The 14,502-nt window shown below is 45.0% G+C and carries 13 protein-coding genes; 11 read left to right on the top strand and 2 right to left on the bottom strand.

The features are described 5' to 3' along the window. The first annotated feature begins 65 nt into the window (after positions 1 to 65). From traJ to E6C74_RS03205, 8 genes are all read left to right on the top strand, one after another. Entirely contained in the window at positions 66 to 428 is a 363-nt protein-coding gene (gene traJ / locus E6C74_RS03240) for a conjugal transfer transcriptional regulator TraJ (protein ID WP_136483278.1), read from the top strand. Positions 429 to 433: 5 nt separating this feature from the next. After that, entirely contained in the window at positions 434 to 2,206 is a 1,773-nt protein-coding gene (gene traI, locus E6C74_RS03235) for a TraI/MobA(P) family conjugative relaxase (RefSeq protein WP_136483277.1), read from the top strand. Between the two features lie 28 nt (positions 2,207 to 2,234). Next, on the top strand, positions 2,235 to 3,011 hold the full coding sequence (gene trbJ / locus E6C74_RS03230; protein ID WP_136483276.1) for a P-type conjugative transfer protein TrbJ: 777 nt from the start codon (positions 2,235 to 2,237) through the stop codon (positions 3,009 to 3,011). Between the two features lie 2 nt (positions 3,012 to 3,013). Beyond that, positions 3,014 to 3,202: a hypothetical protein gene (locus E6C74_RS03225; RefSeq protein ID WP_136483275.1), complete on the top strand. Its 189-nt coding sequence runs from the start codon at positions 3,014 to 3,016 to the stop codon at positions 3,200 to 3,202. Positions 3,203 to 3,204: 2 nt separating this feature from the next. After that, positions 3,205 to 4,296: a P-type conjugative transfer protein TrbL gene (gene trbL / locus E6C74_RS03220; RefSeq protein WP_136483274.1), complete on the top strand. Its 1,092-nt coding sequence runs from the start codon at positions 3,205 to 3,207 to the stop codon at positions 4,294 to 4,296. 101 nt (positions 4,297 to 4,397) lie between these two features. After that, positions 4,398 to 4,643, top strand: a complete 246-nt coding sequence (locus E6C74_RS03215) for a hypothetical protein (RefSeq protein WP_136483273.1) — start codon at positions 4,398 to 4,400, stop codon at positions 4,641 to 4,643. A 167-nt stretch (positions 4,644 to 4,810) separates the two neighbouring features. After that, positions 4,811 to 5,473 (top strand): hypothetical protein, encoded by a 663-nt coding sequence (locus tag E6C74_RS03210; RefSeq protein ID WP_136483272.1) that lies wholly within the window; start codon positions 4,811 to 4,813, stop codon positions 5,471 to 5,473. Between the two features lie 546 nt (positions 5,474 to 6,019). Continuing rightward, complete coding sequence (locus E6C74_RS03205) at positions 6,020 to 6,295, top strand: hypothetical protein (protein ID WP_240798123.1); 276 nt, start codon at positions 6,020 to 6,022, stop codon at positions 6,293 to 6,295. A 204-nt stretch (positions 6,296 to 6,499) separates the two neighbouring features. Here E6C74_RS03205 and E6C74_RS03200 read toward each other — a convergent pair whose 3' ends face one another. Then, a complete protein-coding gene (locus E6C74_RS03200; RefSeq protein ID WP_136483271.1) occupies positions 6,500 to 7,366 on the bottom strand; it encodes a DNA adenine methylase in 867 nt (288 codons plus the stop codon). Between the two features lie 172 nt (positions 7,367 to 7,538). Here E6C74_RS03200 and E6C74_RS03195 point away from each other — a divergent pair, with 172 nt between their 5' ends. From E6C74_RS03195 to acnA, 3 genes are all read left to right on the top strand, one after another. After that, positions 7,539 to 9,092: a hypothetical protein gene (locus tag E6C74_RS03195; RefSeq protein WP_136483270.1), complete on the top strand. Its 1,554-nt coding sequence runs from the start codon at positions 7,539 to 7,541 to the stop codon at positions 9,090 to 9,092. A gap of 616 nt (positions 9,093 to 9,708) precedes the next feature. Further along, positions 9,709 to 9,921: a cold-shock protein gene (locus E6C74_RS03190; RefSeq protein WP_047460531.1), complete on the top strand. Its 213-nt coding sequence runs from the start codon at positions 9,709 to 9,711 to the stop codon at positions 9,919 to 9,921. Between the two features lie 249 nt (positions 9,922 to 10,170). After that, on the top strand, positions 10,171 to 12,903 hold the full coding sequence (gene acnA, locus E6C74_RS03185) for an aconitate hydratase AcnA (protein WP_136483269.1): 2,733 nt from the start codon (positions 10,171 to 10,173) through the stop codon (positions 12,901 to 12,903). A gap of 94 nt (positions 12,904 to 12,997) precedes the next feature. On the opposite strand, the gene E6C74_RS03180 is transcribed toward acnA, so the two are convergent. Further along, positions 12,998 to 14,215 carry an MFS transporter gene (locus E6C74_RS03180; protein ID WP_136483268.1) on the bottom strand — a complete coding sequence of 406 codons (1,218 nt, stop codon included), beginning with the start codon at positions 14,213 to 14,215 and terminating at the stop codon, positions 12,998 to 13,000. Positions 14,216 to 14,502: the final 287 nt, after the last annotated feature.

The following is a 14,502-nucleotide window of genomic DNA, read 5'->3' as shown; positions in this document are numbered from 1 at the left end:
GCTCAACGGTAATCCTGCCCTGCGGGGCCGAGTCAGTAACAGACGGTTCGAGACGGAGACAACACATGAATCATTCAGAAAAAGTCACCAGGAAGAATACGACGCCAATCAAAGTCTATTGCCTGCCGGAAGAGCGTGAACGGATTGAAGCCAATGCCAAACAAGCCGGGCTGAGCGTATCCACTTACCTGCGCAGAATTGGTCAGGGACGCCAAGTGAAAAGTGTCGTCGATGCTGAGCAAGTGCGAGAACTGGTTAAGGTCAATGGCGATCTTGGCCGTCTTGGCGGTTTACTCAAACTCTGGCTGACCAACGATGTTAAAGCCGCCCAAATCGGTGTGCCGACCATCAAGGCCGTGCTGAACCGGATTGAGACCACCAAAGATCAAATGAGCACCATCATGGAGTCGGTCCTGCGCCAAAGGTGATAGTCATGATTGTTAAACACATTCCGATGCGTTCCACGCACAAATCTGATTTTGCCGGCTTAATTGATTACCTCACCGATGCTCAAAGCAAAGAGCACCGCTTGGGGCACGTTAAGCTGACGAACTGCCACGCCGATTCCGTCCGGGACGCAATCAGCGAAGTGCTTGCCACTCAGCAGTCGAACACCCGTGCAAAGAACGATAAAACCTATCACCTGATCATCAGCTTCCGAGCCGGTGAACAGCTTGAGCAGGACGTGCTTTCAGAGATTGAAAATCGTGTGTGTGACAGCCTTGGATTTAACGGTCATCAACGTATCAGCGCCGTGCACAATGACACGGACAATCTGCATATCCATGTTGCCATCAATAAGATTCATCCCACGCGCCACACCATGCATGAACCGTATGCCGCCTACCGAACCTTGGCCGAACAATGTGAGCAGTTAGAAAATGCGTTTGGACTCCAGCAGGACAATCACACGCCGCAGCAAACTCACAACGCTGCGCGCGCGGCTGATATGGAGCGGCACTCTGGTATTGAAAGCCTGACCGGTTGGATTAAACGTGAGTGTTTAGACGAGATGAAAGCCGCCCAGACCTGGGCTGAACTACACGATACCTGCCGCACACACGGCCTAACGCTATCAGCCAAAGGGAATGGTTTGGTTTTCTCGGCTGACAATGGCATCACGGTCAAAGCCAGTACCGTTGCTCGCGATCTTTCAAAACCCAAATTAGAAACTCGATTCGGCGCTTTCCAATCGGCTCAGACCGATAGTAATCACTCCGGCCCAGCCGCGCAGCGCAAGTACCAAAAGCAGCCGCTAAAAACACGCATCGATACCAGCGAACTGTATGCACGCTATCAGCGTGAGCAAAAGGCTCTCGCAACTCATAAGGCCACCGCTTTAGAGCAGCTTCGCCACAAGAAAAACCAGCAAATCATCAACGCCAAAAATAACAACAAGGTTCGCCGCGCCGCCATCAAGCTGACCGGCAGCGGTCGATTTACTAAACGTGTGCTGTATTCCCAGGCGAGTCAGGCACTGCAAAGCCGCTTGGACTCTATCCATAAACAATACCGACAAGAACGCCAACAGGTTTATCAAACTCACAGCAAGCGCACCTGGGCGGACTGGCTGAAGCACCAAGCGCAACACGGTGATCCAAAAGCATTAGCCGCGTTGCGAGCGCGAGAAGCAGCTCAAACACTGAATGGCAACACGCTCCAGGGAAACGGACAGACACGCAAAGACCAGCGCAGTGTGATCGATTCAATCACCAAAACCGGCACCGTTCTGTTTCTCTCCAAAAATGGCGCGGTACGTGACGATGGTCATCGCCTCCAGGTTTCGACCCAATCCGATTCCGAAGCGATAACTCAGGCGCTGAAAATAGCCCTGGAGCGTTATGGCAATCAGATCAGCGTCAATGGTTCCCCGGAGTTTAAAGCTCGCGTAATTCGTGCAGCGGCAGACACCGGCCTGCCCCTCACTTTCAGCGATAAAGGTCTGGAACAACGCCGACTCGCACTGCTGTCTGCCAATCATCAGATCACATCGAATAAGGCTCAACGCCGTGGTGTTCCACCGATTGGCAAAGCGCCGCCTGGCATCAGGCGCAACACGCTCAGCACTCTTTCTCAGCTTGACGTCATGCGTTTTGACAAACCACAAGAGCAAAGGCCATCGGCGCTGGAACAACGCAAAATGCAACTGCGCGCTGAAATGGCTCAGAAAAAACAGAAACAAGCCAAGAAGAGCAGAAGTCGATAACCACTTAAACGTCAGTAAGGAATATACGATGAACATCAGCACAAAAATTTTAGCGGCTAAAATTCGTCTTTTAGCACTCGGCGGGATAATGGCGCACGCTAGCCCTGTTTGGTCCGGTATACCGGTGGCCGACGGCGTTAACCTGCAACAAAACATCATTTCGGCGATGGAAGCCGTGACGCAGACCGCCAAACAAATCCAGCAGTATCAGTCCCAATTGCAGCAATATGAAAACATGCTGCAAAACACCATGGCTCCGGCTTCCTACATCTGGGACCAGGCTCAATCCACAATTCATGACCTGACTCAGGCGACCAATACGCTCGCCTACTATCAGAATCAGCTTGGCAGTCTGGACGAGTATCTGGGCAAATTTCAGGATGTGGCGTACTACCGCAGTTCACCTTGTTTTTCCTCTTCAGGGTGCAGTGAAACGGAAAGGACTGCCATGATCCAAAACCGTCGTTTGGCCTCTGAGTCTCAGAAAAAGGCCAACGATGCGTTATTCAACAACCTGGCACTCCAGCAAGACAACTTACAAACCGATGCCCGTCAGCTTCAGCGATTGCAATCAGCCGCTCAGGGAGCTGATGGTCAGATGGCCGCTATCGGTTATGCCAACCAGCTTGCCAGTAACCAGGCCAACCAACTGCTGCAAATCCGCAGTTTATTGATTGCTCAGCAAAACGCAGTGGGCGCTCGAATGCAGGCAGATGCTGATAAAGAGGCACTGCAACAAGCCGCTCACGAAGCACTTTTTGATTTTGGTTCGCCAACCGACCGTTCCCAAAACAGAGGGTTTTAAGCATGAAAATAACTTCATCTATCACTTTGTGCCTGTTCACGTCATTACTTCTGCTTGGCTGTGACCAATCCCAAGAAATCAAAGATATCGATTGCGACTCACCGAACCTGACCAAAGCCGAAAAACAACAAGCCAACTGCTTTTGGAACATGGGTGACCCTACCGACCGCAGCCAGAATAAGGGGTTCTGAACATGAAGGTTCGTCAGGTAATTACCTTGGGCTTGATTATCCCTTCGGCATCCGCCCATGCTGCCATTGATAACAACGGTGTGCTGGATGATGTCGCATTACAATTCATGACGGTCGCCAGTACCTGGAATGGCGTGATAACCAACTATGCCAGTTGGCTGTTCTGGCTGCTTGGTACGATCTCTCTGGTTTGGACCGGAGGAACCCTCCTCCTCCGTCAAGCGGATATCAGGGAATTCTTTGCCGAGTTTATCCGCTTCATAATGACGTTCGGCTTCTTTCTGTGGCTGCTACGTAATGGCCCTGAGTTTGCCACGTCCATCATCGATTCATTGAGAATCATTGGTGCAGAAGCTGCGGGGTTACCCCGTGAACTGACACCATCTGAGCCGATCAGTATTGCTCTGGATATTGTGGCTAAATCAAGCAGTGCCTACAGCTTTTCCAGCCCCTTCGATAGCCTGGCGATCTTTATCATCACCCTGCTGATTGTCGTTTGTATGACGATCGTTTCTGCCAACGTGTTAGTTGCCTTGGTGTCGGCCTGGGTACTTTGTTATGCAGGAATCTTTGTCCTCGGCTTTGGCGGCTCGCGCTGGACTTCCGATATCGCCATTAACTATTTCCGTAACGTCCTTGGCCTGGCGTTAAAACTCATGACGATGACTCTCATGATCGGCATTGCGATGTCCATCATGGATTCATTCCTGGTCAACCTTTCTGACGACGCTCCCATGCGAGAGCTACTGGTTATTTTCATTGTCGCGTTGGTCCTGGTGCTACTGATCCACTCCGTTCCCAATATCGTTGCCGGTCTCATCCCCGGCGCAGGGGCCGCCGCCAGTTCGGGCAACATCAGTGCCGGAGCAATGGCCGGGGCCGCAATGACCACAGGGGGAATGGCCGCTGGTGCAGTCATGAGTACTGCCGGTGGCGCATCCGCCCTTCAAGCCGCGTTTAAATCGGCGACCAACTCAGAGATGGCTGAAATGATGACAGGCTCAATTGGCAACGATTCGGCAAAGTCCGAAGAACCAGGTACAGGTGACACACCGTTTGCCAGAGCCGCAGGTATGGGACGTGAGTCGAATTGAGTTTTAGCGGGCCGGTAGACAGTTGGCTAAAGAGTCACACACCGAAGTTCTGAGAGAACATATCTCCAGGATTTCACCATTAGGCATAGAGGAGAACAAGCATGGAACTACATTTCCCACCACAAAACTGGACCGACTTTGGCGCATTTTTCGCGGTCATGTTTCTAGTGATGCTGGCGTTTTATTTTGCTGGTCAGTGGGCACATTCAACCAAATACAGTAAGCAGCTTTATCGCTTAGCGGACGTGCTGGAAGGGATTCAAAACAAAGTGGCCGATAAGGCGTATCGAGGAATGATGTCGTTGAATAAGCAAACCAACAAAACCAAAGGTTGGCCGTTCAAGTAACGCAAATAATCAAGACACACAGGCCGGTGCTCGCAACACCGGCCCGCATTTTCACATTAACCTTCCTGAGAGGTATAACATGACAATAAAACATTATAGTGCACACTTTAAAGATATAAAGTGCTCATTTTTCACCCTGACATGTTCTATCTTCAAAGGGTGATCCCATGACCAACAAAACCAATAGCAGCACCCGACAAAATAAGCACCGTTTTAACAAGTATCGAGGAAAAAGGCTCAAAGCAGTACCAGAAACCACTCGTATAGTCTCAGACCGAGTCGCTAAATTCCCGGTACGTAGCTTTATGCTCAAATCGCTGGATATACGCCGCAAAGACGCCCGACTCCGAATGTATCGAATACTCGAAACCTTAATTGATGCGGTAGATTGGTCTACTTTGCGTATCGGCGTAGCCAAAAAAGAGTTCTTGGATCCGATTACATACAAAGCCTTCATAAAACGCCATGAACGACTGCACAACGAAACGATTCCCCGTTCCACTTGGTACCGGTATATCCAAAAAATCACCAATGCGGGCTACTTAAATAGTATCACTGCAAAAATGAGTACAAGTGAAGGGAAGGTTTTCAACAAACCCGCTTATAAATGGTTCACGAAAAAATTCATGACTGAACTCGGGTTCAAAAAAGATTGGCTTTCTCAGCAACAAGAGCACGCGCTGAAATCTCTCAAAGCTAAAGGGCTAAGTAATCAATGGCGAGTATTTAAAGGCCACAGTGCTCGCATAGCTCGTTCTATGGCGATATCGCTGCAAACAACGCAAGACTATCGTTATTGCGAAGCAGAGCCTTTTAGCAACAAGAGCTGACGGTACCTAAACCAAGCTCAACACTTCAAGACAACACGCCGGTTTACTCCGGTCATATTCGCACGCCTGAAATCTAGAAATGTTCAATTTTGCGCCACTAATGAGCAATTCTGACCCCACCCCAAACTCCAATTTCTACTGATTTACTCATCAATCACTGTGCAGTTGCCCTTAAAACGAAGCAATTTAACTCGTACAAACCATATCGTCGATAAAGTGAGACTCTAAAACGGGACCACGGGAAGCACGAGAAGTGAGAACTGTACAGACTTCCTAACCTATTACTTCATGCATTGATTCATGCCTCGTACCTCCCCATGAATCAATGTCTTCGCGAACTGACGTTCGAATAGAATTTGAAAGTTTACGCTGCGCTATGCCCAAAGGGGCAAGCCCCTCTGGACTCCCATTGGAAGCTTGGTCACTAGGCTGCAAGAGCAGTTCACATATTGAGCACCTGAGCATATGGTGAGATGATAGTTTTACGCCAGGAAGGTAATCGACTCAAACCACCAAAATCTTCTCACCGAGAGAGTCAGACGCAGCATGAAAAGAAAAGCACCCAATACAGAGCCACCACGCCCCCTCACAGAGGCCGAAAAGGACAACTTGAGGAAAGATATGCAGGAGTCGTCAAAATGGGCCAGAGAAGAGCTGAGAAAGAGAAAAGAAGCCAAAGCATCTCGTTCTGAGTATCTAGATCATGATGGGCCAAGACCACTCACGTCTGAAGAGATTGAAGATCTACGCCAGGAAATGAAAGATGCGTCGGTTAAGATGCGAGAAGAGTTGGAGAAAAGAGGATGGACTAAGCGAACATAGTTTGATTGAACACTTCAGGTATCCACATAGATGATTAGTTTCTAATTGTTACTGTATAGAAACTTCCCACTCCAGAAATTCATCAGACTTTAAGCTAATAAGGCAAATGTAGTATTTTTCCTGATTGCTTTATGATTGTAAAAAATAGGAACCCTACATAAATGAAGAGATTAATGCAAGAAACTCTGATGTGTTTTAGAAAAGTTAGGCAATATGTTTACCAAGTTGAAAATCAGGAAGTCTAATATCTTCAGAATATATCATTATTTCAGAACCAACAGATTTTTTTTGAGCAGTATATTGTAGAGAGTATTCTTTCTTAGGAAACTCCCTATAAATATCTCGTATTTCTGGCGCATTATCATATGACACAATCCAGTTATAAAACCCCGAATTAACTAGTTCATCCTTAATTAAAACATGGTCACCATGGTTATAATAATTTCTATATAATCCTTGTCCCTTTACATAATATGGAGGATCCAAATATATAAGTGACTGATGAGGAACTTCTTCGTTTAGCTTTGCAATAAGCTCAACAGCATCAAGCTTATATAAGGATATTTGATTAGTAAACAACGATATCCTTTGTATTCTTCTAATTAAGTCTTCCTTATTAAAACGGACATCTAACTTCCACTTTCCTGACTGGGATTTACCACCAATAACACCCGCCTTCAGAATTCCGGATCTATTTGTTCTGTTTAAAAAGAAAGCAGAAAAACCTAACTTTAATATCGAAACATCATCTTCTTCAATATTTTTAGTCAAGATTTCTCTTTGGTTGTACCACTCATCAATCGTGATTTCTGTTTCACGGATCAGCTCTATAAAATCTTTGGGGTTGTTCAGAACACTAAACCAAAACGAATGAATCGCTGGATCAATATCATTGATATGAATGTGATCAGTGGTTCCACTAAACAGCATATCTAGTGCAACTGCTCCTCCGCCTGTGTAGGGTTCAACGTAATGTCCACCTCTTATGTCATTTACATCATATACAGCTTTAACATAATTGGACAGTTTACCTTTTCCACCAGGGTACCTTAGAGGAGTTGAAAATCGCATATGAGTTGAGTGTATTTACCTAAAATGAATTATCCCTCACTCTATCATACATACTTAGATACTTAAACTTGGAAATCATACGCAACTTAGATAACATAAACTACTATAACAATTAATACTTCAAATAGTTATTAATTTTAGACCAATCTATTCTTTATGACGAGGTGCTGAGTTGAGTATAAGTTATCGAAAAGTTACTAGGGCTGTAAGTTCCATAGATTTAGATCTAACAAACCCTAGACTAGCTGGCATTGTTAAGAGACAAGCTATAACAACTCAGAAAGATGCTGTTGTCGCGCTGACCAATAGTTCTGATGTTCATTCCTTATGCCATTCGATAGTAAGTAATGGCTTCCACCCTGACGAGGTGTTGATCGCTGTAGAAGATGAAACTGGTAAAAAGAACAGAGTCACGGTCATTGAAGGAAACAGACGCTTATCAGCATGTAAAATTCTCTTACAGCCCAACCTTCTCAAAGGCACCCCAGACTTCAATAAGATAAATCGTCTTACAAAGAACTCTAACTATAAAGAAGCTATCGAGTCGATAAAAAGACTATCTGTTGTAATTCTGACTTCTCGCAGTGAAGCTGCTGCATATTTAGCTTCCAAGCACACTTCTGATTCCATTAAAAGATGGAGCCCATATACCCAAGGAGCCTATCTATATGGTTTTCTACGTGAATACAAAACTGTAGAAAATGTTAAAAAAATTCTCAGAGGTTCGATGTTAAAAGCAAAGATCAAAGAGAAATTAATGCACTATCAACTAACAGAAGAAATATTAAATCTTGAATGTTGGAATGAACAAGAGCTCGATTTTCTACTTAGTGGCATAGACAAACTTAATATTGGTGCAATAATAAGATTTATATCTTCATCTGAATTCATGAACAATATCTGTGAAGTAAAAATATCAGAGTCGGGAAAACTATCAGTAACAACAAGACCATCTTCAAAAGTACTAGTAGACTCTTCTATTTTTTGTAAAATCCTAGAAAAACTATCTCGTGATGCTTTAATTACAGAGCGCCTGAATACTCGTCAAGAAGACAAGAAAGCAATGTCTGATTATTTGAAGGAGTTTATCGAAGAGTTCAGAAGTATTAATGGTAGTGAGGATACTAGCTCAAGTAGTTTTACTTTTACAACATATGAAGACACTCCAGATAATGAGAGCCATCATGACGATACTACTACGGAAGATAACGAATCGGGTAGAAACAATTCGGAAAATGACCAAAGTACTCATAGTGGTACGGAAAAGCATCAACATACTCGGAAAAAAGTAGAAAAGTTGCTACCTCAATCACTTACGATTCCTCACGCAAATACAAAGCTTCTAAGTTTATGTACAGAGGCGCAAAAACTACCTTATAAAACTAACCTTTATAGTTCGAGTTTGATGATCCGAGCAATATTAGAAGTAACGTTGAAGCTCTTACTTAAGCGAACTAATAACTACGGTGACTTAAAGAAGCAGTATAAAGATCGATCTTCTGATTTCGCAAACATACTTAACTTTGTTGAAAAGAATACCTCAAAAATTGTCGATTACGAGGACATTAAGGTGGTACGAAATGCTGTTTCAGATCTGCAACAACAGAGCAAGGAGCTCCTAAACCTTACAAACCATGAAGATACTCAGCTCCTAACAGAAAAAGAAGTTGAACATGTTCGAGCTAAAATGCTTGAACTGATTACTTCTGCTTTCAAAAAGCTGTAAGCGCTGAACGTGGTAATTCAGGCTGGCTCCAACGCTTGCTCTATCATTTCGATATAACCTATAAGGAGAAACTCCTGAAAAAGGTACACTAGAGGTACAGTCACTAGTTTTGACACTTTCACCAAAACTACGATAAACTACTGTTTAGTAAATACTTTAAGGTATTTTTAGTTACGCTTAATTTACCTCGGTTTTCCTAGACTTCCTGCGTTAGTGGCTAACTCATAATCGATTGGTCCCCAGTTCAAGCCTGGGAGGGACCACCAAATTCCAGAAGGCACGTAGAGAAAGTAGCGGAATGGATATTGAGCCGGATCACCATTTGGGTCAATTAGGCCATGGTGCTGTTTAACACATGAACTTCGTACTGGTATTTTTAAATCAGAGCCGTACCACTAAATGAAACTAGGATTGAGGACTAAACTAACTATTTTCAATTTAAGGCTTATACTTAAAGTAGCTCTACCAATTTGAGTTACTTTTTCATTATCAACCAAGTTTCCTTTCACAGTTATTCTCGCTCCTTTTCGTTTAACTGCTGCGACAGATATCTTGATTTACTATGGAATAGCTCTATTTTTCAGAGCTTTAACCTATAACATTAGTCGAGGTATGTATGTCTGACAGAGTAACGGGATCAGTAAAATGGTTCAACGAAACTAAGGGCTTTGGTTTTATCACCAAAGATAGTGACGGTAAGGATATTTTTGTTCATTTCCGTTCAATTTCCTCTGATGGGTTTAAGACCCTGTTGGAAGGCCAAAAAGTAAGTTTTGAAGTTGAACCCGGTGAGAAAGGCCCGCAAGCAACCAATGTGACTCTCATCTAAGTACGGTTGAAGGCTGAGCCAACTCAAGCTTTGCCTTCATTTTTTTAGAGTCTAGTTATTTTTTGAGGGCATAAATCCATTCCAACGTCTTCCTTCTTTTAGAATTTCAACTCTGATCCTTCAGGTTATAGATTTTCAGCTGATTAAAGCTATTTGGATATGGGAAATATGAAAATGTCCCAGAAAACATATCTATGACAACGAGGCTGCCTTTTTAAAAGGTCAACCATCATTGAAAGGAAGTTAATCATGAGACCTACCAACGAAAAATCATGGCGTGCAACATACCAAAGGTCGATGAAGGTAAACGGAACCGAATATAAATACTGGTCTCTAAAACAACTGGCCCAAGACTATCAAGCCAACCTGTCGAAGATCCCTTTTACTAAGCGCATACTTATTGAAAATATCGTTCGACAAGCGTCTGATTTTGAAGAAGCAGCTCGAATTATCGAAGCGTTGTTTCTTACAAAATCGACTTTCCCTTCAGAGAGTCACGGGACTTCATCTGAGTTTAATTTCTATCCCAGCAGAGTCTTGATGCAAGACTACACCGGTATTCCAGCCTTAGTTGATCTGGCTGCTATCAGAGATGCGATTGCACAAACTGGCGGGGATCCAAGCCACGTCACACCCATGTGTAAGGTTGATCTTGTCATTGACCATTCGTTGATTGTCGATCAGTCAGGTTCAGAATCCGCGATACATACGAATTATGAACACGAAATGGCTCGAAACAAAGAGCGGTATACATTCTTGAAATGGGCACAAAAGAACTTCCGGAACTTGACCGTTATCCCCCCCGGTAAGGGCATATGCCATCAGGTTAATCTGGAATATCTGGCACAAGTTGTTCATGAAGACGAAAATGGTGTGCTATTCCCAGATACGGTTATCGGAACCGATAGCCACACCACTATGGTCAATGGATTAGGAGTGTTGGGCTGGGGCGTCGGTGGAATTGAAGCTGAAGCCGTAATGCTAGGCCAACCACTCAATATAACGATTCCCAAAGTAGTCGGAGTGAGGCTTGATGGGCAACTGCGTCCCGGTGTTACTGCAACGGATTTGGTCTTATCTATCACTGAGAAGCTAAGATCCCATGGTGTGGTGGGTAAGCTGGTCGAGTACTATGGTTACGGTTTAGCCGCTTTGTCTGTGGCCGACAGGGCTACGATTGCTAACATGGCTCCAGAGTACGGCGCCACATGCGGTTTTTTCCCTATCGATGAAAACACACTTGCCTATTTGACCCTTACTAACCGATCTTCTGCACTGGTTGACAAAGTTCGAGCTTATGCGAAAGAGCAAAGCCTATGGTGGGATACAAAAGAAACCTCACCGGAGTATGATGAAAATATTGTGGTAGATTTATCGACCATTGTGACCTCAGTGGCTGGGCCCAAAAGGCCACAAGATCGACTTAACATCAGTGCAATTAAGCAAGCGACGCTTGAACAATGCGCTATTGAAGGTGTTTCCTCCTCAAGCCCCGGAGCAAAACATTCCGAGTCATCCACGCACCTCCATCATGGTGATGTCGTAATTGCCGCCATCACTTCATGTACGAATACTTCCAACCCAGCGGTTATGTTAACGGCCGGATTGGTTGCGAAGGCCGCCGTGGAAAGAGGGTTGTCCGTTCCTGCTTATGTCAAAACGTCTCTCGCACCAGGGTCATTAGCAGTGGCCAGATATCTCAATGAGACTGGGCTGCAACATTACTTAGACTTGTTGGGATTTCATCGTGTTGGATACGGGTGTACCACATGTATTGGGAATTCAGGTCCACTCAAGAGCAATCTAGAAGAAGAGATTTCGGCAAATAGCTTGCACGTATCCGCTGTGTTATCAGGGAACCGAAATTTCGAGGGGCGAATCCATCCATCAGTCAGCTTAAACTGGCTTGCCTCTCCACCATTGGTTGTCGCGTTTGCGTTAGCGGGTACAACCTGTGTTGACCTAGAAAATGAACCCATTGCCATCAATAGTAAAAATGAGCCTGTCTATCTGCGGGAGCTTTGGCCGAGTCCGCTCATGCTGGAGGAAATGCTGAGTCAGGTTCATGAGAGCCACTTTAGATTGAGTTACAGTGACATTGCTGAAGGGGATGAAGAGTGGGAACAATTATCGATGCAAGATAGTCCCTGTTATCCTTGGGAGCCGACCTCGACCTACATACAACGTCCACCATTTTTGGAACTTCCACCCCCCACATTTCCTATTGAGTCAGCACGTGTATTAGCTATTTTGGGAGATTCGATAACAACAGACCATATTTCTCCGGCGGGGCTTATCTCAGTAAATAGTCCTGCAGGAAAATATTTGCGGTCAGAAAATATCACTCCAGAAGAGTTCAATAGCTACGGTGCGCGCAGAGGGAACCACAACGTCATGGTTCGCGGCACTTTTTCAAACGTGCGACTGGAAAATAAAATAGCATCGCCGACTAAAGGTGGCGTCACAAGATGTTTCGGTGATACCAAGCTGGATGAATGTAACATGTCGACCACGGAGAAAAAGCCTCCAGTCATGCCTATTTTTGAAGCGAGCAGAAACGCCATTGAACTGCAGGTGCCATTGGTCATATTTGCCGGCAAAGACTATGGTTGTGGTTCAAGTCGAGATTGGGCCGCTAAAGGATGCCTGTTATTGAATGTAAAAGCCGTCATCGCGGAATCGTTTGAACGAATTCATCGCAGCAACTTAGTGGGTATGGGCATCTTGCCGCTCCAACTGAAAAGACCAGGCGAACTCGACGCGCTAACTCTGGAAGGCAATGAGACCGTGTTTATTGCCCCTAATGAGCCGATGAAGCCCTTGCTGGAATTAGACATTATTGTCGTAACGGCTCAAGGTACAGAACATTCCGTACCTGTTGTTGCACGTATCGACAATCCAAAAGAGTTAGAGTATTTCAACGCAGGAGGCATTCTTCAGTATGTGCTAAAGCAACTCAAGACGCCTAAAATGCCATTGTGAAATTTAATCTCTCGGGTGACGGGGCATGTGGGAGCTAAAGATATGATTGATAAAGGGAAGGCTCCCAACGAACTGCGCAGGGAGCCTTTAAGAGTTACGCTGCTGCCATGCTCAAACGTGGTACAGGCTTGTCATTGATTGGAAGATGAATCAATGCAGCAATAAACGCGAGTACGGCCGCTGACCACCAAATTGGATCATAGGACCCGTAATAATCGTAGATACGACCACCAACCCATGCCCCCAAAAAGCTGCCGACTTGGTGAGTGAAAAACACCAAACCATATAGCGTCGACAGGTAACGAGCTCCAAACATTTGACGGACTAAACCAGATGTAAGCGGCACCGTTCCTAACCAACAAAAACCGATGGCAGCACCGAAGATAAGCGCCGTTTGCTCGGTAATCGGCAGTGCCAAAAAAGCACCGATCACAACCGTACGCATCACATACAACGCAAACATCATATAACACTTGCTAAAACGATCTGCCATTACCCCCCAGAAATATGAGCCAAGGATGTTAAATATACCCACGTAAGCCAACGCCATGGCCGCGGTTGATGCAGGTAGATTTTTATCCGCCAAATAACTAGGCAGGTGAGTCGCGATAAACATCACATGGAAACCACACACAAAAAAACCAGCATGAATCAACCAGTACCCTTTGTGGGCAAACGCTTCTTTCAAAGCTTCTTTTAGTGTTTGTTTGTCCTCGTGAACATGGTTGTTAGCAGTATTTGCATTTCGCTTTGCCGTATTCATGAATAGTGCAAACAACACCATAAAACTGCACAGTACCGCGAAGATTTGCATTGAACTTTGCCAACCAGAAGCGCTCAACAATGCTTGCGCCCCCGGGATCATAGCAAACATACCGAATGATCCAGCTGCCGTGGTCAAACCGAAGGCTTTCGCCGCATGTTGCGCTGGTACAACTTTAGCGACTGCACCGAGCACGATCACGTAGCTGGTTGCGCTTAAACCAAGACCAACAAGCACACCTAGCGATAAGTACACCATTGTTGGATCAGCGCTGATAGAAGTTAAGTACAGCCCCAGGGCGTAAGAGATAGCACCTAAAATGATGATACGTTTCGCTCCCCAACGGTCGGCGGCCATACCCACAAATGGCTGGAACGCTCCAAACAATAAGTTTTGCAATGCGATTGCAAAGCTGAAGAACTCTCGTCCCGTTTGGAAGTAGTCGGATATCGGTGTCATAAAGATACCAAAGGATTGTCTGATCCCTAGACTGGTAATCAAAATACCGATACCTAGCCAAACAAGCAGTGGAAATCGAAAAATAATCATAAATCGCTCTTATTAATGAGTGTGGTGCTGAAAATGGCCTTCCTGCCACTTATGGATTCGAGATCACCACTGGTAATAGACTTCACTGTCACTATTGCCAATAACCTTGACGAGTTATGGATAAAGATTAATAACAGGCACTAAATGTTACACTCAGGTAACAAATCATTTCGAAGTGTAAAGAGTGTTATGCAGTGACACAAATGATTAAAAGTGAATTAATTCATGCAAATTGTGCATAAATAAATTTAGGCTTATGGCTAAACGCCTAAACATCCAAAGGCAGA

It is taken from the genome of Vibrio sp. H11 (assembly GCF_004804295.1).
GTDB classification, from domain to species: domain Bacteria; phylum Pseudomonadota; class Gammaproteobacteria; order Enterobacterales; family Vibrionaceae; genus Vibrio; species Vibrio ostreae.
Note: the sequence above shows the minus strand (reverse complement) of the source record. Positions and strands in the feature narration are given on the sequence as shown.